The sequence below is a fragment of the Aliiroseovarius sp. PTFE2010 genome, from assembly GCF_049943335.1.
In the GTDB taxonomy this organism is placed as follows: Bacteria; Pseudomonadota; Alphaproteobacteria; order Rhodobacterales; family Rhodobacteraceae; genus JBNFVY01.
In genome coordinates this window covers 147,731-168,985 of sequence record NZ_JBNFVY010000001.1, presented here as the reverse complement: position 1 = coordinate 168,985, position 21,255 = coordinate 147,731, and the positions used below count along the sequence as shown (strand labels likewise).

24 protein-coding genes are annotated in these 21,255 nt (G+C 56.7%); 17 read left to right on the top strand and 7 right to left on the bottom strand.

The window, feature by feature from the left end; translation table 11 throughout:
- The first annotated feature begins 14 nt into the window (after positions 1 to 14).
- The 5 genes from ACP2AV_RS00870 (at position 15) to ACP2AV_RS00850 (ending at position 4,515) form a co-directional block, all read left to right on the top strand.
- Positions 15 to 1,010, top strand: a complete 996-nt coding sequence (locus ACP2AV_RS00870) for an Hsp33 family molecular chaperone HslO (protein ID WP_426370764.1) — start codon at positions 15 to 17, stop codon at positions 1,008 to 1,010.
- Positions 994 to 1,602: a CoA pyrophosphatase gene (locus ACP2AV_RS00865; protein WP_426370763.1), complete on the top strand. Its 609-nt coding sequence runs from the start codon at positions 994 to 996 to the stop codon at positions 1,600 to 1,602. Before ACP2AV_RS00870 ends, ACP2AV_RS00865 begins: the two co-directional genes overlap by 17 nt.
- The gene (locus ACP2AV_RS00860) at positions 1,599 to 2,738 is read left to right on the top strand and encodes a CCA tRNA nucleotidyltransferase (protein ID WP_426370762.1); all 1,140 of its coding nucleotides are present in this window, start codon (positions 1,599 to 1,601) and stop codon (positions 2,736 to 2,738) included. The genes ACP2AV_RS00865 and ACP2AV_RS00860 overlap by 4 nt, the downstream gene beginning before the upstream one ends.
- A 512-nt stretch (positions 2,739 to 3,250) precedes the next feature.
- Entirely contained in the window at positions 3,251 to 3,952 is a 702-nt protein-coding gene (locus ACP2AV_RS00855) for a class I SAM-dependent RNA methyltransferase (protein WP_426370761.1), read from the top strand.
- 56 nt (positions 3,953 to 4,008) lie between these two features.
- The gene (locus tag ACP2AV_RS00850; RefSeq protein ID WP_426370760.1) at positions 4,009 to 4,515 is read left to right on the top strand and encodes a L,D-transpeptidase family protein; all 507 of its coding nucleotides are present in this window, start codon (positions 4,009 to 4,011) and stop codon (positions 4,513 to 4,515) included.
- A 3-nt stretch (positions 4,516 to 4,518) separates the two neighbouring features.
- On the opposite strand, the gene ACP2AV_RS00845 is transcribed toward ACP2AV_RS00850, so the two are convergent.
- Complete coding sequence (locus ACP2AV_RS00845; RefSeq protein ID WP_426370759.1) at positions 4,519 to 5,031, bottom strand: CAP domain-containing protein; 513 nt, start codon at positions 5,029 to 5,031, stop codon at positions 4,519 to 4,521.
- Positions 5,032 to 5,214: 183 nt separating this feature from the next.
- On the opposite strand from ACP2AV_RS00845, the gene ACP2AV_RS00840 reads away from it, so the two are divergent.
- Both ACP2AV_RS00840 and ACP2AV_RS00835 read left to right on the top strand, forming a co-directional pair.
- Positions 5,215 to 5,793: a L,D-transpeptidase family protein gene (locus ACP2AV_RS00840; protein WP_426370758.1), complete on the top strand. Its 579-nt coding sequence runs from the start codon at positions 5,215 to 5,217 to the stop codon at positions 5,791 to 5,793.
- A 144-nt stretch (positions 5,794 to 5,937) separates the two neighbouring features.
- On the top strand, positions 5,938 to 6,123 hold the full coding sequence (locus ACP2AV_RS00835) for a hypothetical protein (RefSeq protein WP_426370757.1): 186 nt from the start codon (positions 5,938 to 5,940) through the stop codon (positions 6,121 to 6,123).
- Between the two features lie 74 nt (positions 6,124 to 6,197).
- Here ACP2AV_RS00835 and hemH read toward each other — a convergent pair whose 3' ends face one another.
- Both hemH and ACP2AV_RS00825 read right to left on the bottom strand, forming a co-directional pair.
- Entirely contained in the window at positions 6,198 to 7,250 is a 1,053-nt protein-coding gene (gene hemH, locus ACP2AV_RS00830; RefSeq protein ID WP_426370756.1) for a ferrochelatase, read from the bottom strand.
- Between the two features lie 51 nt (positions 7,251 to 7,301).
- On the bottom strand, positions 7,302 to 8,135 hold the full coding sequence (locus tag ACP2AV_RS00825; RefSeq protein ID WP_426370755.1) for a methyltransferase domain-containing protein: 834 nt from the start codon (positions 8,133 to 8,135) through the stop codon (positions 7,302 to 7,304).
- A gap of 33 nt (positions 8,136 to 8,168) precedes the next feature.
- Between ACP2AV_RS00825 and ACP2AV_RS00820 the strand changes: the two genes are divergently transcribed.
- Genes ACP2AV_RS00820 through ACP2AV_RS00805 form a run of 4 tightly spaced genes read left to right on the top strand, consistent with a single transcriptional unit; the run spans position 8,169 to position 10,442 of the window.
- Complete coding sequence (locus ACP2AV_RS00820) at positions 8,169 to 8,894, top strand: ComF family protein (protein WP_426370754.1); 726 nt, start codon at positions 8,169 to 8,171, stop codon at positions 8,892 to 8,894.
- 34 nt (positions 8,895 to 8,928) lie between these two features.
- Positions 8,929 to 9,186, top strand: a complete 258-nt coding sequence (gene grxC, locus ACP2AV_RS00815; RefSeq protein ID WP_426370753.1) for a glutaredoxin 3 — start codon at positions 8,929 to 8,931, stop codon at positions 9,184 to 9,186.
- 3 nt (positions 9,187 to 9,189) lie between these two features.
- Positions 9,190 to 10,005 carry a carbon-nitrogen hydrolase family protein gene (locus tag ACP2AV_RS00810; RefSeq protein WP_426370752.1) on the top strand — a complete coding sequence of 272 codons (816 nt, stop codon included), beginning with the start codon at positions 9,190 to 9,192 and terminating at the stop codon, positions 10,003 to 10,005.
- Entirely contained in the window at positions 10,002 to 10,442 is a 441-nt protein-coding gene (locus ACP2AV_RS00805) for a MarR family winged helix-turn-helix transcriptional regulator (protein WP_426370751.1), read from the top strand. Before ACP2AV_RS00810 ends, ACP2AV_RS00805 begins: the two co-directional genes overlap by 4 nt.
- On the opposite strand, the gene ubiG is transcribed toward ACP2AV_RS00805, so the two are convergent.
- Positions 10,439 to 11,188 carry a bifunctional 2-polyprenyl-6-hydroxyphenol methylase/3-demethylubiquinol 3-O-methyltransferase UbiG gene (gene ubiG, locus ACP2AV_RS00800; RefSeq protein WP_426370750.1) on the bottom strand — a complete coding sequence of 250 codons (750 nt, stop codon included), beginning with the start codon at positions 11,186 to 11,188 and terminating at the stop codon, positions 10,439 to 10,441. The genes ACP2AV_RS00805 and ubiG overlap by 4 nt on opposite strands.
- Positions 11,189 to 11,252: 64 nt before the next feature.
- On the opposite strand from ubiG, the gene pip reads away from it, so the two are divergent.
- From pip to infB, 6 genes are all read left to right on the top strand, one after another.
- Positions 11,253 to 12,230, top strand: coding sequence for a prolyl aminopeptidase (pip, locus tag ACP2AV_RS00795; protein ID WP_426370749.1), 978 nt, complete (start codon positions 11,253 to 11,255; stop codon positions 12,228 to 12,230).
- Positions 12,230 to 12,853 (top strand): class I SAM-dependent methyltransferase, encoded by a 624-nt coding sequence (locus ACP2AV_RS00790; RefSeq protein ID WP_426370748.1) that lies wholly within the window; start codon positions 12,230 to 12,232, stop codon positions 12,851 to 12,853. The genes pip and ACP2AV_RS00790 overlap by 1 nt, the downstream gene beginning before the upstream one ends.
- A 137-nt stretch (positions 12,854 to 12,990) precedes the next feature.
- On the top strand, positions 12,991 to 13,575 hold the full coding sequence (gene rimP / locus ACP2AV_RS00785; RefSeq protein ID WP_426370747.1) for a ribosome maturation factor RimP: 585 nt from the start codon (positions 12,991 to 12,993) through the stop codon (positions 13,573 to 13,575).
- A 2-nt stretch (positions 13,576 to 13,577) separates the two neighbouring features.
- The gene (gene nusA, locus ACP2AV_RS00780; RefSeq protein WP_426370746.1) at positions 13,578 to 15,191 is read left to right on the top strand and encodes a transcription termination factor NusA; all 1,614 of its coding nucleotides are present in this window, start codon (positions 13,578 to 13,580) and stop codon (positions 15,189 to 15,191) included.
- Between the two features lie 25 nt (positions 15,192 to 15,216).
- On the top strand, positions 15,217 to 15,849 hold the full coding sequence (locus ACP2AV_RS00775; RefSeq protein WP_426370745.1) for an RNA-binding protein: 633 nt from the start codon (positions 15,217 to 15,219) through the stop codon (positions 15,847 to 15,849).
- Positions 15,846 to 18,332 carry a translation initiation factor IF-2 gene (gene infB / locus ACP2AV_RS00770; protein ID WP_426370743.1) on the top strand — a complete coding sequence of 829 codons (2,487 nt, stop codon included), beginning with the start codon at positions 15,846 to 15,848 and terminating at the stop codon, positions 18,330 to 18,332. The genes ACP2AV_RS00775 and infB overlap by 4 nt, the downstream gene beginning before the upstream one ends.
- A 380-nt stretch (positions 18,333 to 18,712) precedes the next feature.
- Here infB and mutT read toward each other — a convergent pair whose 3' ends face one another.
- Genes mutT through ACP2AV_RS00755 form a run of 3 tightly spaced genes read right to left on the bottom strand, consistent with a single transcriptional unit; the run spans position 18,713 to position 21,234 of the window.
- Positions 18,713 to 19,111, bottom strand: a complete 399-nt coding sequence (gene mutT, locus ACP2AV_RS00765; protein ID WP_426370742.1) for an 8-oxo-dGTP diphosphatase MutT — start codon at positions 19,109 to 19,111, stop codon at positions 18,713 to 18,715.
- Positions 19,108 to 20,352, bottom strand: coding sequence for a bifunctional glutamate N-acetyltransferase/amino-acid acetyltransferase ArgJ (argJ, locus tag ACP2AV_RS00760; protein WP_426370741.1), 1,245 nt, complete (start codon positions 20,350 to 20,352; stop codon positions 19,108 to 19,110). Before argJ ends, mutT begins: the two co-directional genes overlap by 4 nt.
- Before the next feature lie 18 nt (positions 20,353 to 20,370).
- Positions 20,371 to 21,234 carry a peptidylprolyl isomerase gene (locus tag ACP2AV_RS00755; RefSeq protein WP_426370740.1) on the bottom strand — a complete coding sequence of 288 codons (864 nt, stop codon included), beginning with the start codon at positions 21,232 to 21,234 and terminating at the stop codon, positions 20,371 to 20,373.
- Positions 21,235 to 21,255: the final 21 nt, after the last annotated feature.

The window sequence follows — 21,255 nt, the reverse complement described above, 5'->3', positions numbered from 1 at the left end:
CAAGGAAACCCTATATGCTTGGATCGCAAATTGCATGGGACGATACTGTCCTTCCATTTCAGCTGGATTTGGCTGATGTCCGTGGCCGCGTTGCGCGGCTCGACGGTGTGTTGGATCAGGTTCTTGCGCAACATGACTATCCGCCTGCGATCGAAGCGTTGGTGGCGGAAGCCGCGTTGCTGACGGCACTGATCGGGCAAACCATTGATCTGCGTTGGAAGCTGTCGTTGCAGGTTCGCGGTGATGGCCCCGCGCGCCTGATCGCAACGGACTATTATGGGCCGACCGCAGAAGGGAATCCGGCACGAATCCGGGCCTATGCCAGCTATGACAAAGACAGAATTGATCCCAAAGGTGTCCCGTTTCCACAGATAGGACGGGGCTATTTTGCGGTTTTGATCGATCAGGGGTCCGGAACCGAACCGTACCAAGGTATCACCCCAATTGCCGGTGGCTCACTTGCGGCATGCGCTGAAACCTATTTTGCTCAGTCAGAACAATTACCGACCCGGTTCGAGCTGAGTTTCGGGCGCTCGACCATGCCGGGCATTGAAGACGGCTGGCGGGGCGGGGGTGTAATGCTGCAACACATGCCCAAAGCGTCGCCGTTCGCACAAGGGGCCGCCGCCAAGGGCACGCCGTTATTGTCGGCCGAGGATTTGCTGGTCGGTGACGATGAAGAAAATTGGACCCGTGCCAACGTTCTGCTGGATACCGTGGAAGATATCGAACTGGTTGGTCCGCTGGTCCAGCCGACCGATCTTCTTGTGCGACTGTTTCACGAAGAGCGACCGCGCGTGTTCGATCCACAACCCGTTGAATTTGGGTGCACATGTTCATCGGAACGCGTGCGTCAGAGCCTGTCGATCTATTCGCAAAAAGATATTGGCCACATGACGACCGACGATGGCATTGTCACTGCAGATTGCCAGTTCTGCGGGGCGCATTATGAATTTGATCCAAAAACGCTGGGATTCGAAGGCAACGCACCAGATGGCGACCAAGACTGATTTAATCGACCAGTTGGTTCGCGCACTTGCCGATCCAGTCGACTCGTCGTCCGACTTCGATCTGAACCCGGGCGCGCCGAAACCAGCAAAGCGCAACCTGCGGCCTGCCGGTGTTCTCGTTCCGATTTCACTGGTAGGGCCTGAACCTGTGGTGATTCTGACCAAAAGGTCTTCTGCGCTCAAGCACCATCCTGGGCAGATTGCCTTTCCCGGCGGCAAAGTCGATCCGGGCGATAATGGCCCCCGCGACGCGGCCTTGCGTGAAGCGCATGAGGAAATTGGCTTGCCGCCAGAAATGGTGAACGTCGTCTCCGAAATTTCGACGCACGAAACTGTGACCGCCTTTACGATGCACCCGTTTGTGGGATTGATCACCGAAGGTTTTGAAATCCGCCCTGAACCGGGTGAGGTTGAAGAAGTTTTCAACGTGCCCCTTCGGCATGTTCTAGACATAAATAATTTTTCGATCCAAGGGCGTTATTTCAGGGGTGATCGGCGGACATATTACACGGTACCCTACGGGCCGTATTACATTTGGGGCGCATCCGCGCGCGTATTGTATCGTATGGCCGAACGGATGAGCGGCGCATGAGAATTGTCGCAGATTGGATTTCCTCACACGCGTGCCAAACTGTGCTGACGCTATTCGAGCAGTCCGGTTTTCAGGCGTTTTTCGTGGGTGGTTGTGTTCGAAACGCCCTGCTTGGTACTGACATTTCCGATGTCGACGTCGCAACGAGCGCTACGCCCGACCAGGTTGTTCGAATTGCCCAGAAGGCCGGCATCAAGGCGATCCCGACTGGCATTGATCATGGCACAGTGACCCTTGTCGTCCAGGATATGCCCTTCGAAGTGACAACATTCCGTCGCGATGTGGAAACCGATGGCCGCCGTGCGGTGGTCGCATTCTCAACAGACGTTTCGGACGATGCGCGCCGGCGCGATTTTACCATGAATGCGCTCTACGCGACGCGGCATGGTGACATAGTGGACCCGTTGGGCGGGCTAGCAGACTTGGAAGCACGCCGAGTTCGGTTCATCGAAGACCCGGAAACCCGAATTCGTGAAGATTATCTGCGCATTCTTCGGTTTTTTCGGTTTCATGCCTGGTACGGAGACAAAGACCAAGGCATCGACGCCGACGGTTTAGCTGCGTGTTCTTCGAATCTGGATGGTCTGGCCAGCATTTCACGCGAACGTATCGGGCACGAATTCATCAAACTGCTGTCTGCACCCGACCCGTCCCAAGCACTGGGCGCTATGGAGCAAACCGGAGTCCTGGCCTCGGTGTTGCCTGGGGCGTCAACACGCGCGGTCTTTCGTGTCATTCATCTCGAGCAGGGCACAGTGAACCCTTTGCTCCGGCTTGCCGTCATGGGGGGGGAAGACACAGCTGAGCTTTTGCGATTGTCCAAAGCACAAGCGCGGGAACTGACCCTCATACGCGACATATCTGGTCGTCCAATGGATGTGCACGAAGTCGCATATCGGCACGGTGTGGAAATTGCGAACGCGGTTGCTGTGGCGCGGGCGGCAATGTTCGAAGTGCCGCTTCAACTGCCAAGCGGCCTAGCCAAAGCGAGCGAACAGAAGTTTCCGATCAAGGCGGCCGACCTGTCGCTGACTGGGAAAGATCTGGGTCAAGAGCTCAAGCGTCTTGAACAGATCTGGATTGATTCAAGGTTTCAAATCAGCCGGGATGATCTCTTGACGCAGGCCCGTTCATGACCCGGGTTGAGGTCGAGCGCCTGGGCGCCAAGGGCGATGGCGTTGCCGAAGGCCCGATCTATGTCAGCCGAGCCTTGCCGGGGGAAATCGTCGAAGGCGACGTCCAAGGTGATCGGATAAGTTCGCCGCGCATTATTGCGCCTTCTGCGAATCGGGTGAAACCACCCTGCCGCCATTACGCGTCTTGTGGTGGTTGTGACTTACAGCATGCTTCAGATGATTTCGTGGTCCAGTGGAAGCAGGACGTAGTTACCACGGCCCTTCGGTCCCACGGGTTAACAACAACTTTGCGAGCGGTTGCGACGTCTCCGGCTTTTAGTCGACGGCGTGCGACGTTGTCGGCAAGGCGAACCAAAAAAGGGGTTCTGACAGGCTTTCACGGCAAATCGTCCGATACAATTGTCAATATTGAAACGTGTCATTTGCTGAACCAGGAACTTGCAACAGCCCTGCCTGTCGTAAGTGATTTGTGCCGGGCGGGCGGGTCACGGCGGGGTGAGCTCAAGGTTACGATGACGTCCTTGGCTGGTGGTTTGGATGTTTCCGTTTCGGCGGGCAAAGACCTGGACGGCGCGCTGCAAATTGCCCTGTCGGCCATCGCGCACACCTATGACCTTGCGCGGCTTAGTTGGAACGACGATGTCGTTGTGACGCGACGAACGCCGCAACAGAAATTCGGCCCCGCTTTGGTCACACCACCACCCGGCGCGTTCCTTCAGGCCACGCCGCAGGGGGAAAAGGCCCTTTTGGAATCTGCAAAGGAAGCTGTCGGCAATGCGTCGAAAATTGCCGATCTTTTTGCGGGTTGCGGGACGTTTTCGCTGCCTCTTGCCATGCAGGCACAAGTGCACGCGGTTGAAGGCAGCGCGGCCATGATGCAGGCGCTGGATCACGGGTGGCGGCACGGGGCGAACATGAAACGTGTCACGACCGAGACGCGGGATCTGTTCCGGCGCCCTCTCATGGTTGATGAATTGGCCGCATTTGATGCGGTCGTCATTGACCCACCGAGGGCCGGGGCTGAGGCGCAGGTCGCACAATTGGCGCAGTCGAACGTTGCGCGAATTGCGTTCATGTCATGCAATCCGATTACGTTTTCGCGTGATGCCAAGGTTTTGGTGGCAGCCGGCTGGTCACTGGACTGGGTCCAGGTTGTCGATCAATTCCGTTGGTCTCCACATGTCGAACTTGCAGCGCAGTTTACCAGGGCGTGAACAAATTTACCGTTTCTTGATTGCATGATTGCAGTGTAAAAAGCACGAAAAACGATATGAGCAGAACCATGTTTGGACGCAGGCTTTTTCTTTTTGGACTGGTTGCAAGCGGGCTGTCGGCCTGTGCTTCAAAGTTCAAGAGCTACAGTGGCCCCGAAGTGACCCGTGTTGTCGTGCAGAAGGGGCAGCGGCGCATTTACCTGATGCATCAAAATTCCGTGTTGAAAAGTTATGATATTGCTCTGGGGTTTGCACCCGAGGGGCACAAGCAGTTCGAAGGCGATGGCCGCACGCCCGAGGGCGCGTATTTCATCAATCGGCGAAACCCATCGTCGGAATTTCACCTATCACTTGGAATTTCCTACCCGAGCAAAACGGATGTCGCTTTCGCACAAGCGCAAGGGAAAAGCGCGGGCGGCGATATCTTTATTCACGGCACGAACGGCAAGAACGGGACTGGCAAGCGGGATTGGACCGCTGGCTGCATCGCGGTCAAAGATCAAGAAATCGAAGAAATTTATGCCATGGTGACCGATGGCACGATCATTCACTTGAACGCATGAAGATCAGCTGCCTGTAATCAGCGTCCACCAGATTTTGCCATTTGGCTCTTGGAACCATTCAAAGCCCATGTTGCGCGCTGCCGGATCCAAGATCACGTTCCGCGTATCGGGTTGCTCCATCCAGGCTGCCAGGGTTTCCAGTTCGGTCTCATAGGTTTCCGAGATGTTTTCGCCCAACAACTGGCCCGGATACCCGGTTCGCTTGACGCGATCCAATGGCGACGATCCATCGGATCCGAAATGCCAGGGGCGATTTTGAACCGACATATCGCGCGAATGAGTGGCTGCGGCTGCGTTCAACTCGGCCGAATAGGACAACGCCGTCGCGCCAGAAGCGGCACGCAGGGCGTTAATCGAATCCAACATGCGGATCTGTATCTTGTTCGTGTCGCTGGGCCGGATGCGGTAAAGCTTCGGCAGTGGTTTGCCATCAGCGCCCAAAGACGATGGCGGCGGCGGCGCTGCGCATGCCGTCATCACTGCGGTTGCCAAGACCAAGAGAACTGAAAGTCGCATTCCACATCCAATACAATTCGGTTCCCTTCCTCTAGCCGTTTGGCACACTGGGATCAAACGGCATCACCACAACCCGAAGATTTGACGGCAGTTTGATTTGCGACTGAGGCTGTGGCGCAATATATCGTACAACGCATTTGCATTTTTCGGAGTAGCGAGCACATGACTGACAGAATCACACACATGAATCGCCGTTGCTTCCTGGGCAGCGCAGCAGCACTGGGTGCAGGCACCGCGTTTCCGGCACTGGCGCAAACCGACGGCACCACTGAGGTCGAAGCGGACGTGTCACAAACGGTGCGCCGGAACATGTCCAGCTTTCGTTCGCTGGATTGGCACCCTTACTTCGATTCCCTTCGCAACGGTGCGATCCTGGTCGATACGGCCTCGCGAGCGCTGCATTATTGGAACGAAGACCAAACAATCTACAAGCTTTACCCAACTTCGGTTCCACTGAGCGAAGATTTGACGCGCCTTGGCCGAACAAGCGTGATTCGCAAGGTCGAAGGGCCAAGCTGGGCCCCGACCCCAGCGATGAAACAGCGCAATCCGGACTGGCCCGATTTCGTCGGTCCGGGTCCAGATAATCCGCTGGGCACGCATGCCCTGTACCTGTCTTGGCAGTATTATCGGATCCACGGAACGCACGATACGCGCAAAATCGGCCGGCGTTCTTCGAACGGGTGTATCGGGCTCTATAATGAACACATTGAAGAGCTTTTCAGCTTGGCCAAGGTCGGAACACAAGTGTTGCTAATTTGACGACATCCGCACGAGTTTGCCGAAACCACACGAAAGTTGCGTTTGCAATTCGGCAGGTTAGCTGCATATAAGAAATTACGAGGTACAGTACTGTCCGGCGTCCACCTCTTTATGGCGACCGGTTTAATCCTGGAGGATTTGAATATGAAAAAGCTTGCTCTCGCTGCTGCTCTGGCCGCTTTCGGCACTGCCGCTGTTGCTGGTGGCTACGACGCACCCATCATCGAAGCTCCGGTCATCGTTGAAGAGACCGCTGGTTCGTCGGCTGGTGGCGTTATCGTGCCCCTGCTGATCCTGGCTCTGGTTGCTGCAGCTATCGCTTCCAACTAATCTGACGCCAGTCAGTTTGAATTTGAAAGGGCGATCGCATATGCGATCGCCCTTTTTCTTTAGCGCATTTTCGATCAGTTCAGCCAGCCTTTGAGGTTATCTTCGATGGTACCGACAAGAGCATCGATATGCGCGTCATCGTCATTCAGGCACGGAATATAGGTGAAATGTTCGCCGCCGGCTTCTTCGAAGCTTTCGCGAATCTCTTCGTTAATTTCTTCAAGTGTTTCAATGCAATCGGCTGAAAACGCAGGCGCGATGACTGCGATGGACTTGTTTCCCGCTTCCGCCTGTCGCGCGACCTCTTCGACGGTATAGGGCTGCAGCCATTCTTCGGGACCGAATTTCGACTGAAAAGTTGTCATGATCTGGCTGTCGTCCCACCCAAGACGCTCTTTGAGCAGCCTTGTCGTTTTTTGGCATTGGCAATGATACGGATCGCCTTCGGTCAAATATCGGAATGGCAATCCGTGGTACGAGCAGATCAGGATATCCGGTTGATGCGCGGCTGATGCGTACCCACGTTCGACCGATTGCGCCAAGGCATCGATGTAAGCCGGATTGTCAAAATAGCGCGGAACAGTACGCACCGCAGGTTGCCACTTTTCGTCCATCAAAGCGCGAAAGAACTGATCGTTGGCGGTGGCGGTCGTCGCGCCAGCGTACTGCGGATAAAGTGGAAAAAAGACGATCCTGGTGCATCCGTTCTTGATAAGGTGGCGCAGCTTGTCTTTGGTGGATGGATTGCCATACCGCATGCAAAAATCCACCAATATATCGTCGCCGAACTTCGCTTTCAGCACCGATTCGATCTTGGTCGTCTGATCCCGCGTGATCGTCATCAAGGGGCTTTCGTCTTTTGCTTCATTCCAGATTGTCTTGTAGGCCGCCCCTGACTTGAACGGGCGGGTCGACAAAACAATCCCCTGAAGGATCGGCTGCCATTTCCATGCCGGGTAGTCGATGACACGTTTGTCCGACAGGAATTCGTTCAAATAGCGTCGCATTTTCCAATAACTGGTGTCGTCTGGCGTTCCCAGGTTGGCAAGCAAGACGCCAACTTTCTCGCGGGGCACTTTGGGGTGATCTGTTGGGGCATGCGCGGGACAGGTGGCATCAACGGTCATTTTCTGTGTCCTTGTTTCTTTTTGTCTGTACGCCGGCGCGCGAAAGTCGGATCAGTCTGGTTCGCCGTCAACACTAAGTGGTGTTTCGGAAACACCCAATGCGTCCGCCAGTCGCGCGGTCGCAGATCCCGGACGCAAGGGCTGGGGTTGGTTCGGGCCGGGTGACCAGCCAGTCAGAAAGATCACTTCGAACGTCGCCTCAATCCGGCCGCCTTCTGCCATGAAATTCTCTGAATAGATCTGCGCCGCCCTTGCGAAAATCGATTTCGCCGACATCGTCCTTCGCCGGCCAGCCAGTGCGTTTGATTCGCCCATTGCACGCAGGTCGCGCATAAGGTGCAGGGGGGATTGATATGTCACGGTTTGCACAAGGTTGTCGGTAACCGGTAGCGCGAATCCGGCCCGTTGCAGCAAGCCACCGATGTCGCGCAATTCGGCCATCGGTGCGACCCGCGGTGTCAGGCCACCCGTCAGCTCGGCTTCGGCCTGACCCAGACAGGCACGCAATTCGTGCAGGGTTTGTCCCCCGTACATCGCCCCCAGAAACAACCCGTCTGGTCTGAGCGCGCGGCGCGCCTGAATCAACTGGCCGACTGGATCGTTGGCCCAATGCAGGCCCATCGCGTGGACAACCAGATCATGCGCGCCTTCATCGAGCGCAAGGGTTTCTTCATCCAGAACCGCCTTGGCATTGGGAAAGAACTGCCCCCAGTACTTTGGCATTCCGCTTACGATTGCCATTTCGGTGAACGACTTTTTAACCACAGTGAGGCGATCATGCAGTTCATCGGCGACGACATCGCATAGGAACATGGCATCCCCTGTTGCGCGCTGACGATTGCGCATCAGAGCCACGCGATCAGTCAGGCGGGGTGGTTGCGGCATTGATATGGGCTCGATAGGCGTAAAGGCCAGTGCATGGCTCAGTTGAAGGATATCGTCAGGGTTCTCTACCCGCCTCATTGCATATCGTGCAACGAGATTGTCGCCGAAGAGGGTGCGCTTTGCGGGCCTTGTCGTCGCAACGCGGTTTTTCTTTCGGGTCTTTGTTGTGATCAATGTGCAGCCCCTTTGCCCGGCGACGCGGACGATGCACCTACGCTTTGTGATCAGTGCACTTCGGTGCCACGCCGGTGGGATCATGGGCGGGCGGCAACCCTGTATTCAGGGACGTCGCGCCGTGTCATTCTGGCCATCAAACATTCGGGACAATCGGACGTAGCTACGGCCCTGGGGCAGTGGGTCGCCAGCGCCTGCACGGATCTTGTTTCAGATACCAGCGTGCTTGTCCCCGTACCGCTTCACTGGCTGAGGCGCCTGAAGCGAGGCTACAATCAATCGGAACTTATTGCACGTGTGGCTGCCAAACAGCTTGGTGTCCCGATGGTCCCAAACCTGCTTACGCGGGTCAGGCATGGCGAAATGATGAAAGACATGGATCGCGCGGCCCGGGCGTCGGTGCTTGAGGGGGCATTTGCGCTCAATCCCCGCACCAAACTAAAGCTAGCCGGGCGGCACGTGATACTGATCGACGATGTCATGACGACTGGCGCCACACTGGACGCGTGCACAAAGGTCTGTCTGGAAAACGGTGCAAACCGGGTGTCTGTGGCTGTGGTGGCGCGCGTTGCGAAGGTTTCCTAAATCGATATAGTCCGCGCAATCGAAAGGAAATCTAATGGCAACCGTAGAACTCTATACGACCCCGATCTGTCCCTACTGCATCGCCGCCAAGCGGTTGCTGGATGAAAAAAGCCAAGCCTACACTGACTTCGACGTGATGGCAGATCCTTCCTTGCGGGCTGAAATGATGCAGCGTGCGAATGGCCGGCATACCGTGCCGCAGATCTTTATCGGTGAAACGCATGTTGGGGGGTTTGACGATATTGCCAAGCTCGAACGCGAGGGCAAGCTCGACGACCTTCTGGCGAGTTGACCGATGAAGACGGCGCTGATCCAGTTATGCTCGGGGGATGATCCGTCCCAGAACTTGAAAACGGTCAGCGCCTTGGTCCGCGACGCCGCGGCGCAGGGCGCGGACTTTGTCGTGACGCCTGAAGTGACAAACTGTGTCTCGGCAAGCCGCAAGCACCAGATTTTGGTGCTTCAATCCGAAAAAGACGACCAGACGCTTGCAGCGATGAAACGCTTGGCGGCGGAACTTGGGATCTGGTTGTTGATCGGATCGCTCGCTCTCAAGACCGATGATCCGGATGGCCGTTTCGCGAACCGGTCTTTCCTGATTTCGCCGACTGGTGCCGTGGCCGCGACCTACGACAAAATGCACATGTTCGATGTGACGATTTCCGATACCGAAAGCTATCGCGAATCTGCCGGATACCGACCGGGCAACAAATTGGTTTGGCATGACGCAGGCTTTGCAACGATCGGACTGAGCATATGTTACGACATTCGTTTCCCGTATCTTTATCGGGCTTTGGCGCAGGCTGGCGCGCAGTTGCTTGCGATTCCGGCGGCCTTTTCCCGCACAACGGGGCAAGCCCATTGGCAGCCGCTACTTCAGGCGCGTGCAATTGAAACGGGCTGTTTCGTGGTTGCGCCCGCGCAATCGGGGGACAACAGCAAAGGCCGGTCAACCTATGGGCACAGCATGGTGGTGTCGCCTTGGGGGGACGTGATGTTGGATGCAGGTACCGATCCGGGCGTCTACATTGTGGATATTGATATGGAAATGGTCAGCGCTGCCCGCCGGCGCATACCGTCGCTTACCCACGACGTGGAGTTCGAAACATGAGCGAGGAAAACGATCCTCTTGCCGTTGCATTGTTTTCCGAAGTGTTCATGGCTGATCAATTGGCGCGCAACCGGTTGTCGAAAGCTCTGCCCAAAGCCATGGAACTGAGTCACTTTTCGGTTCTCAATCATCTGGCGCGTGCGAACGAAGAACGATCCCCTGCGCAATTGGCCAAGACATTTCACGTCACGCGCGGGGCGATGACAAACACGCTGAACAAGCTTGAGTGGGCTGGTCATGTGCACGTGCGCCCCGATTGGGACGATGCACGGCGCAAATTCGTGTCTATTTCACCTGCTGGACGTGCGGCGCGTGAAGCCGCGCTTCAGGCAATTACGCCGATCATCGGGGAAGTCGTTGAAGCGATCGGCGGGGACAAGGTGCGCGCCGCCCTTCCTGTCTTGCGCGAATTGCGGATTCGCCTTGGCGAGGATTAGTTTTTGATGCTTGTCGTGACGTAGTTGACCGACAGATCACGGGCAGTAACGCTCCATTGCCAAGAAACAGGGTTGAATACGAACCCCTTGCGGTCAACCGGTGAAAGTCCAGCTTTTTCGATCAGGTCGAACAGTTCGTCCGGGGTGATGAACTTGGACCAGTCGTGTGTTCCGCGCGGCAACCAGCGCATGACGACTTCGGCGCCGAAAATGGCCATCGCGTAGCTTTTGGGATTGCGATTGATGGTCGAGGCAATCATTAAGCCGCCCGGCTTTAGCAATTGCTGACAGGCCGTAAGGTACGCAAGCGGATCCGCAACATGTTCAACCACCTCCATGTTGAGGACAACGTCGAACTGTTCGCCCGCCGCGGCCAGTTCTTCGGCCGTGATGCACCGATAATCGATGTCCAGGCCGGATTTTTCCGCATGAACCTGCGCGACCGGGATGTTGCGTTCTGCCGCATCGGCGCCCACCACGCTGGCGCCAAGTCGCGCCATGGGTTCGGACAACAGCCCACCGCCGCACCCGATATCCAACAGTCGAATCCCCGCAAAAGGTTGGTCTTGGGTGCGGTCCCGTCCGAATTCTGCGGCGATCTGGTCACAGATATAATCCAGCCGCACCGGGTTCATCATGTGGAGCGGTTTGAATTTGCCGGTCGGATCCCACCATTCCGCTGCCATTGCTTCGAATTTCGCGACTTCGGACGGATCAACCGTGGTCTGGATCTGGCTCTGGGTCATCTGGCTTCCTTTTTTCGTAGCGCCTGTGATGGAACTACGCCGTTGCCCACTATATAGATCGAACATGGACAAATTCGCAGACCCCAAAAGCGCGCAGGACTTTCTGTACCCGCAAACCGCCCCGTTCGACCAGCAAATGATCGATGTGGGCGATGGCCATAAGGTCTATGTCGAACAGTGCGGACGGCCCGACGGGGTGCCGGTTGTCGTGCTGCATGGTGGGCCCGGCGGTGGCTGTAGCCCGGCGATGCGGCGCTATTTCAATCCGGAAGTTTTTCGTATCGTCCTGTTCGATCAACGGGGATGTGGACGGTCCACGCCGCACGCAAGCGTAGACAGCAACACCACCTGGCATCTTGTCGGCGACATTGAACAGATTCGCGAGAAACTGGGGATCGACAAATGGGTCGTCTTTGGTGGCAGTTGGGGCGCCACGCTTTCGCTGGTCTATGCACAGACCCATCCCGAACGCGCGCGCCACCTGGTTCTGCGCGGGGTTTTCCTCATGACCCAGAGCGAGCTGGACTGGTTCTATGGTGGAGGGGCCGGCAAGTTCTGGCCGGATTTGTGGGCCCGGTTCACCGACCTGATTCCTGCCCAAGAGCACGGAGACCTGATTTCCGCGTATCACAAACGTTTGTTCAGCGGCGTGCCGAATGACGAAGCTACTTACGCACGGGCCTGGTCGATGTGGGAAAATGCATTGGCAGCGATCGGAAGTGACGGGCATGGCGGCGAAAGCCCGCCCCACTATGCCCGGGCTTTTGCGCGTCTGGAAAACCACTATTTCGTCAACAAAGGGTTCTTGCGCGAAGACGGTCAGATCCTTCAGGACATGGACCGTATCGCCCACATTCCCGGCGATATCATCCAGGGGCGATACGACATGATCTGCCCGCCACAGTCCGCCTATGCCCTGCACAAGACGTGGCCAGCATCGCGCATGCGCTTTGTGCCGCGTGCAGGCCATGCCCTGAGCGAGCCTGGGATATCGGCGGAACTGGTCCGCGCTATGGACCGGATCGCCGCAGCTTCGGTGTGATGGCGCAGCGGGGCGCCGGGTTTTGGAATTTGCTTGCCAAGCGGTATGCGCGCCAACCGATAGCGGACGAGGAAAGCTATCGCTACAAGCCGGCCGAAACGCGCAAGATCCTGAGCGATAGCGCCCGAGTTTTAGAGTTCGGCTGTGGCACCGGCAGTACTGCACTGCAGCACGCACCGTTCGTTTCACAAATCGACGGCATCGATTTTTCGCGCAGTATGATCGCGATTGCCCAACAGAAAGCGAAAGACGCAGGTGTGGCGAACGTGCGATTCGAAATCGCCGACATCACGACATATCAGGCATCTGACCCCTACGACGTGGTCTTGGGGATGAACCTCCTTCACCTGCTAAATGACAGGCGGGCGGTGATTTCCAAGGTCTATGACATCCTGACTCCGGGCGGGGTTTTTGTATCGTCGACCATGTGCTTGGGAAACGGGGCCAAGATCCTGCGCGCCGCGGTCCGAATGTTGTCTCCGCTGGGGGTGCTTCCGACAGTGGCTTTCTTTTCGCAAGACGACCTGAAGGCAGAAATGGCAAAAGCAGGTTTCTTGATCGAACAATTTTGGTGCCCCGGACCCGGCAAGGCCAGTTTTGTGATTGCACGCAAACCTGCCTGATCGATTATTCGGGCTTGCGGATTCGCGTCAGCTCGCCTATATCGCGTTTAACAGCGGCGCGTCGGCCTCCGGGTCGAAGCTCCACCGGGAAACATCGACGGGCCGCGTGCCCGTTTTTTTGTATCCGAAGGGGACGTATGTCCGACCTTATCGCCAAAGCTGCCATGGACCGCCGCCTGGCCGAGATTATCACACCGGTGATTGAAGATCTCGGGTTTGAATTGGTGCGCGTTCGGTTCATGAGCGGGACCAAGCAGAAAACCGTCCAGATCATGGCCGACAGGCCGGAAGGCGGGATTGAAGTTGACGGTTGCGCCGCAATCTCGACCGCGGTTTCGGCCATTCTGGATGTCGAAGATCCGATTGAGGACGAATACACCCTGGAAGTGTCGAGCCCCGGCATCGACCGCCCTCTGACCCGACTGAAGGATTTTGAGGTCTGGAACGGGTATGAGGCCAAGATCGAAACGACCGAGATGATCGATGGTCGGCGCAGATTCAAGGGCATCTTGCAGGGCGTCGAAGGCGATGAGGTCCTGATTGAAATCGAAGACCACGGCGAGCCTGTTACCATCGGTCTGCACTTTGATTGGCTAAGCGATGCCAAGCTCGTCCTGACTGATGATTTGATCCGTGAAATGCTGCGCCAGAAAAAGGCCGGCGGCGTCGACGAAGCGAAATTCGACGAAATTGAAACTGAAACCAGTTCTGAGGAGGACTGAGCATGGCCATCACCAGTGCAAACCAGCTTGAGTTGTTGCAAACCGCCGAGGCCGTCGCACGCGAGAAGATGATCGACCCCGGCTTGGTGATCGAAGCCATGGAAGAGAGCCTGGCCCGCGCCGCCAAGAGCCGTTACGGCGCCGAGATGGACATCCGTGTCAGTATCGATCGCAAGACCGGCCGCGCGACCTTCACCCGTGTTCGTACCGTGGTCGAAGACGATCTGCTGGAAAACTACCAGGCCGAGCTGACCGTCGAACAGGCCAAGCAATACCTGGATGATCCAAAGGTCGGTGACGAGATCGTGGAAGAAGTTCCGCCCGTCGATATGGGCCGGATCGCCGCACAGTCCGCCAAGCAGGTGATCTTGCAAAAGGTGCGTGAGGCCGAGCGTGACCGCCAGTTCGAAGAATTCAAGGATCGCGCCGGCACCATTATCAACGGTGTCGTCAAGCGCGAAGAATATGGCAACGTCATCGTCGATATCGGTCGCGGTGAAGGTGTGTTGCGCCGCAATGAAAAGATCGGCCGCGAAAGCTATCGTCCGAACGATCGGATTCGCTGCTTCATCAAAGACGTGCGCCGTGAAACCCGCGGCCCGCAGGTATTCCTCAGCCGTACCGCGCCGGAATTCATGGCTGAACTGTTCAAGATGGAAGTGCCTGAAATCTATGACGGCATCATCGAGATCAAGGCTGTCGCCCGTGATCCTGGGTCACGTGCGAAGATCGCCGTCATCAGCTATGATGGTTCGATTGACCCGGTTGGCGCCTGTGTTGGTATGCGCGGCAGCCGCGTGCAGGCCGTTGTGAACGAATTGCAGGGCGAAAAGATCGATATCATCCCGTGGAACGAAGATGCGCCGACGTTCCTGGTCAACGCGCTTCAACCCGCAGAAGTGACCAAGGTTGTTCTGGATGAAGATGCGGGCAAAATCGAAGTCGTGGTCCCGGATGATCAGTTGTCGCAGGCAATCGGTCGACGTGGACAGAACGTCCGTTTGGCCAGCCAATTGACCAATCTGGATATCGACATCCTTACGGAAGAAGAAGAAAGTGCGCGCCGCCAAGCCGAATTCGCCGAACGCACCCAGCTGTTCATGGACACGCTGGACCTGGATGAATTCTTCGCACAGTTGCTGGTATCGGAAGGGTTCACCAACCTGGAAGAAGTGGCCTATGTCGAGCTGGATGAATTGTTGGTCATCGATGGCGTTGACCAAGACACTGCAAACGAACTGCAAGCGCGGGCGCGTGACTATTTGGAAGCCCAGAATAAAAAGGCTCTGGAACATGCACGCGAATTGGGTGTCGAAGACAGCCTGGTCAACTTTGAAGGCCTGACACCGCAGATGGTTGAAGCGCTGGCCGAAGACGGCGTGAAAACGCTGGAAGATTTCGCAACCTGCGCAGATTGGGAACTGGCCGGCGGCTGGACCACTGTGGATGGCGAACGTGTTAAGGACGATGGCGTCTTGGAGAAATTCGACATGAGCCTTGAGGAGGCACAACAACTGGTCATGACCGCCCGCATCCAATTGGGTTGGGTCGATCCTGCGGATCTGGAAACCGAAGCCGCTGAAGGCGTAGACATTGAAGAGGAGGCCGAGGCCTGATCGCAGGCCTCGGTGCGTGTGTCCGATGACCCGTGGTGGCCGGACGAAAAACAAGGATGAGGCCGAGCGCCGCTGTATCGTGTCACGCGAGACGGCGCCGCGCACTGGTCTCATCCGGTTCGTGGTCAGTCCTGACGGGCTGGTTGTGCCTGATCTGGCTGAAAAATTGCCGGGGCGGGGGTTGTGGCTGACGGCGGATAGGTCCGTTGTCGAAGAAGCTATAAAGAAGAAGGCCTTTGCCAAGGCTGCGCGTCGTGACGTGACGGTGCCGGGAAACTTGGCAGAATTATTGGAAAACGCCCTTGCCGAACGCGTTGTGAACCATATTTCTATGGCGCGCAAAGCCGGGCACGCTGTAGCTGGCTTTGAAAAGGTCAAAAGCTGGCTGGCCGAAGGACGGGCCAGGGTACTGCTTCAGGCCTCGGACGGATCGGAACGTGGCAAAGGCAAGTTGTGGACGCCCGAGGGTGGCCGCTGGTTCGGACACTTGACGTCGTCTGAATTGGGTTTGGCATTTGGACGTGAAAGTGTGATACATAGCGCGCTTGCTGCTGGTGGACTCGCTACACGTGTTGTAGAGGATGCCACCAAGCTTGCGGGTTTTCGCAGGATTGACGGCGGCAACACGGCCTCCGGAAAGGACAAGACGACGATATGAGCGATACTGACGGCAAAAAACCTCTCGGCCTTCGGGGCCGTCCCGGCGGCGGGAACGTGAAGCAGAGCTTTAGCCACGGCCGCACAAAGAATGTCGTGGTTGAGACGAAGCGAAAGCGGGTTGTCGTTCCCAAGTCGGGGGCTGCCGGAAAGTCTGGTGGCGGAACTGCGGGTGGTGATCCGTCGAGACGCCCTGCCGGAATTTCCGACGCCGAAATGGAGCGCCGGTTGAAGGCGCTTCAGGCGGCCAAGGCGAACGAAGAAGCCGAAGCCAAGCAGCGCGCGGCAGACGAGCGCCAGCGCGAAGAAGAGCGCGAGCGTCGTCGTGCCGAGGCCGAGGCCAAGGAGCGCGAAGAGCGTGAGCGCGAAGAGGCCATTCGCGCGAAAGAAGCCGAGGAAAAGCGCAAACGCGAGGAGGCTTCCAAGCCGAAACCTGCGCCCGCGCCCGAAGCTGTTCCCGGCCAGCCGGAAGAACCACGTGGCGCTGGAAAACCGTCCAGCGCGCCCCGCAAGGTCGAACGTGATCGTGGGAACGATCGCGATGATCGCGGCAACCGCAAGGGTGGCGGAGACGCAGCTGGACGCCGCGCAGGCAAGCTGACAGTCAACCAGGCGCTATCGGGGCGCGACGGCGGCCGGCATCGCTCGGTCGCGGCCATGAAGCGCAAACAAGAGCGTATGCGCCAAAAGGCCATGGGTGGTGCGCAAGAGCGTGAAAAGATTGTCCGGGACGTTCAGGTGCCCGAAACCATCATGGTTTCGGAACTGGCGAACCGGATGGCCGAACGTGTGGCCGACGTGGTCAAGTCTCTTATGAAAATGGGCATGATGGTAACGCAAAACCAATCCATCGATGCCGACACTGCGGAATTGATCGTAGAAGAATTCGGTCACCGCATTCAGCGCGTTTCCGATGCCGATGTTGAACAAGTCATCACTGGCGTCGAAGACAGCGACCAGGATTTGCGGCCACGCCCGCCAGTCATCACGATCATGGGCCATGTCGACCACGGCAAAACCTCGCTGCTCGATGCGATCCGGAATGCAAACGTAACCGCGGGCGAAGCTGGCGGAATCACGCAGCACATCGGCGCCTATCAGGTGAAGACCGACAGTGGTGCGCTGCTCAGTTTCCTGGATACCCCGGGTCACGCGGCCTTTACATCCATGCGGTCCCGCGGGGCACAGGTGACGGATATTGTGGTGCTGGTTGTGGCTGCGGACGACAGCGTCATGCCGCAGACAATTGAGGCGATCAACCACGCGAAGGCGGCAGAAGTGCCGATGATCGTGGCGATCAACAAGTGCGACAAACCCGAAGCGAACCCGGACAAGGTACGGACCGAATTGCTGCAGCATGAGGTCATCGTAGAAAAAATGTCCGGTGACGTTCAGGACGTTGAAGTGTCCGCTGTTACGGGTAAGGGCTTGGACGAGCTCTTGGAAGCCATCGCGCTTCAAGCCGAGATTCTGGAACTGAAAGCGAACCCTGATCGCGCGGCTTCGGGCGCTGTGATCGAAGCCCAGTTGGATGTCGGCCGCGGTCCAGTCGCAACGGTTCTGGTTCAAAACGGTACGCTTCGCCAAGGCGACATCTTTGTTGTTGGCGAACAGTGGGGCAAGGTCCGCGCTCTGGTCAATGACAAGGGCGACAGGGTCAAGGAAGCTGGCCCTTCGGTGCCGGTTGAAGTGCTCGGCTTGAACGGGACACCCGAAGCTGGTGACGTGTTGAACGTCGTCGAAACGGAAGCGCAAGCGCGTGAAATCGCCGAATATCGCGAACAGGCCGCAAAAGACAAACGCGCAGCTGCTGGCGCCGCGACAACGCTGGATCAGCTGTTGGCCAAGGCGAAAGCAGACGAGACCGTGGCCGAGTTGCCAATCCTCGTGAAGACTGACGTACAAGGGTCGTCCGAAGCCATCATCCAAGCGATGGAGAAAATCGGAAACGACGAAGTCCGCGTACGCGTACTACATTCGGGCGTGGGGGCGATCACCGAAACCGACATCGGGCTGGCAGAAGCCTCTGGCGCGCCGGTAATCGGGTTCAACGTTCGTGCCAATGCGCCCGCCAGAAGTTCGGCGAACCAAAAAGGCGTCGAAATTCGTTATTACAGCGTGATTTACGACTTGGTGGATGACGTGAAGGCGGCGGCTTCCGGCCTGCTCAGCGCGGAAGTACGCGAAAACTTCATCGGTTACGCCGAGATCAAGGAAGTGTTCAAGGTATCTGGTGTCGGCAAGGTTGCCGGTTGCTTGGTGACAGAGGGCGTTGCCCGCCGCGAGGCAGGTGTTCGCTTGCTGCGCGACAACGTGGTGATCCACGAAGGCACGCTCAAAACGCTCAAACGCTTCAAGGACGAGGTCAAGGAAGTGCAGTCTGGGCAAGAATGCGGTATGGCCTTCGAAAACTATGAAGACATCCGTCCTGGCGATGTGATCGAGATTTTTGAGCGCGAAGAAGTCGAACGTAAACTGGACTAACACGCTGTTTCTGAGATGAAAAAGGGCCGAGGATTAAACCTCGGCCCTTTTGCCGCATTGCATCGTGAGTGGATTTTTACGCAGCTTTGTCGGTTACGGGGCGTCCTTGAAAGGTCTGGTCCCCAACTTGCACAACAATCTTCCCGTTCGGTAGATTTCGCACGTAGGTGCCTTGAATCGACACGCAACTGCCAATTGTGATCGTTCTCATCATTCTATGCGTCCCCCAGTGAACTAACCTGAGGTTAATCTAAAGTTTTTGTAAATTCATCACAAAATTGGTCACAAATTGTAGACAATAGTCCAAAAGACAGGCAATGGGCGAAAATCGGCCAGCATTCAGACACCGACTTTCAAAGTGGAAACAGTTTGTGGTGGAACTACAGCCAGTCGCGCAGAATCGGAATCAATGGAATATCCGCCGGTGGCATGGGATAGTTCCGCAATTCGTTGGCGCGTGCCCAAGCCAATGTTTGACCTTCGCGAGCAACGGGAATTCCTTGCCATTTCCGACAAGCGAATAAGGGCATCAAAAGATGAAAATCGTCGTAGCTGTGCGATGCAAATGTCAACGGCGCCAGGCAGCTCTGCCACGTATCGATGCCAAGCTCTTCCTGAAGCTCTCTTACCAAGGCCGCTTCAGGCGTTTCCCCCGTTTCGACTTTTCCGCCGGGGAATTCCCACAGACCCGCCAATGACTTACCGGCGGGACGCTGTGCCAACAAGATACGTCCATCTTTGTCGATCAGGGCGACAGCCGACACAAGTAACGTCTTCAAGACCGATAATCCGCGTTGATAGATATGTAGCCGTGGGTCAGGTCGCAGGTCCAGACTGTCGTGTTCATGGTCCCCAGGCCGATATCAACAGAAATCGTCACCTCTTCGTTCTTCATGTACTGCGCGCCATCTTCTTCCCGGTAGCTCGGTGAAACCCAGCCATTCTCAGCCACCAGAATGTCACCAAAGCGAATGGTCAGCTTGTCTCTGTCAGCTTGTGCACCGGATTTTCCGACTGCCATGACGATTCGACCCCAATTGGGATCTTCACCTGCGATGGCTGTCTTCACTAACGGTGAATTCGCAATCGCCATAGCGACTTTCCGAGCGTCATCCTTGGTCGCCGCATTGGTCACATTTACAGATACGAATTTTGTCGCGCCTTCGCCGTCCTTGACGACCTGATGCGCCAAATCGAGCATCACATCATGTAGGGCTTCAGCAAAAACCGTTTTATCAGCTGTACCCGCAGCATCGATGTCGACCGCCGAGGTGCCTGTAGCGGCGACCAGCAAAGTGTCAGATGTGGACGTGTCGCTGTCTACTGTGATTTGGTTGAATGTGGCATCGCACATTTCTGAAGTATATTGTTGAAGAAGGTCACGGCTGATTTTGGCGTCGGTAAACAGGTAGATCAGCATCGTCGCCATATCGGGCGCGATCATGCCCGAACCTTTGGCAAAGCCTGCGATCGTGACCGTCTGCCCCCCAATTTCGAACGTCTTGCCGGCCCCTTTGGGGTATGTATCAGTCGTCATGATCGCGCGGGCGGCCGCTTCGATCCCTTGATCCGACAATGTGTCCCGCAGAGTATCGAGTTTAGCGATGATCCTATCGTGCTCCAGTGGCTCGCCGATGACACCGGTTGAGGCCATGAAGATCCGGTCAGCATCAATCCCCAGCACTTCAGAGGCGGCACTGGTCACGGCCTGAACGGATGCCACGCCCAACTTGCCTGTAAACGCGTTCGAGTTCCCCGAATTAACCAGAAACGCCGCCGCGCCTGTGCCATCACCATTTATCTTTGCCTGGCAGTCCAGGACAGGCGCCGCCCGCGTTGATGACCGCGTGAATGTTCCGGCAATCGTTGTGCCGGGCACCAAGGAACAGAGCATCACGTCAGTTCGATCTTGGTATTTCACCCCTGCGGCGACGGTGGAAAACCGAACCCCACGCACGACGGGCAGGTTCGGAAAACCGTTTTTCGGGGCGAGCGGTGACACCTGGGTAATCTTGGCCAATGAAGCAGACCCTTCTTATCAACGTGTTTCCAGCAGGGACGGATCCTGAATGACAGACGCGTCAAAGTCTTCGCCGATCATTTCGTTGATATCCGCTTTCGATTTCAAGTCTTCTACGGCGATTTGAATGGCGGCCTGCTGCAGGTCAGAGACAATCTGCGAACGCACTTCTTCAAGCGGCGGCGCATCGCGCAAACGCGACTCTTTGAGCAAAATCACATGCCAACCGAACTGGGTTTGAACGGGCTGCGACAGGTCGCCAGCTTCAAGTTCCAAGACCGCTTTTTCAAACGGCGCCACCATCTGACCTTCCGAGAACCAACCCAGATCCCCGCCATTTGGCCCAGACGGGCCGGTGCTTTTTTCCTTGGCAAGCTCGGCAAAGTCCTTGCCACCGTCCAATTCCGTGATCAGGGCTTTGGCTTCGTCTTCGGTTTCCACCAAAATATGGGCCGCGTTGTATTCTTCACCCAGTTCGGCATCTTTGTACTGGGAATTATATGCCGCTGTAATCGCGTCTTCGGTGACCGCATCATCGACTACGTTCTGAAGGTATTCAGATGCCTTGATCGACCGGATTTGCGTTTCGATAAGCCGCTGTGTGGACGCACTTGGGTCGCCCAGCTCTTCAGCCATCAGGGTTTGGCTGACGATCTGGTCAAGAACGCCGGGCAACAGAACATCCGCTGGAACTTGCTGGTACTGCTGCGACAGTTGCGAGCGAACGATGATCAGGTCGCCTACGGTTATGTCGGTCCCGTTGACCGTAGCAACAACGGTGTCGGCGGTTACAGGCGCGGCGGCCTGTTCGTTGCCTTCGGCACTGGCTGCGCCAGCGACGCAAATTGCGGCAACAGCAGCGACAGTGATGCGTTTCAACATGGTTTGATCCTTTCCGCATGG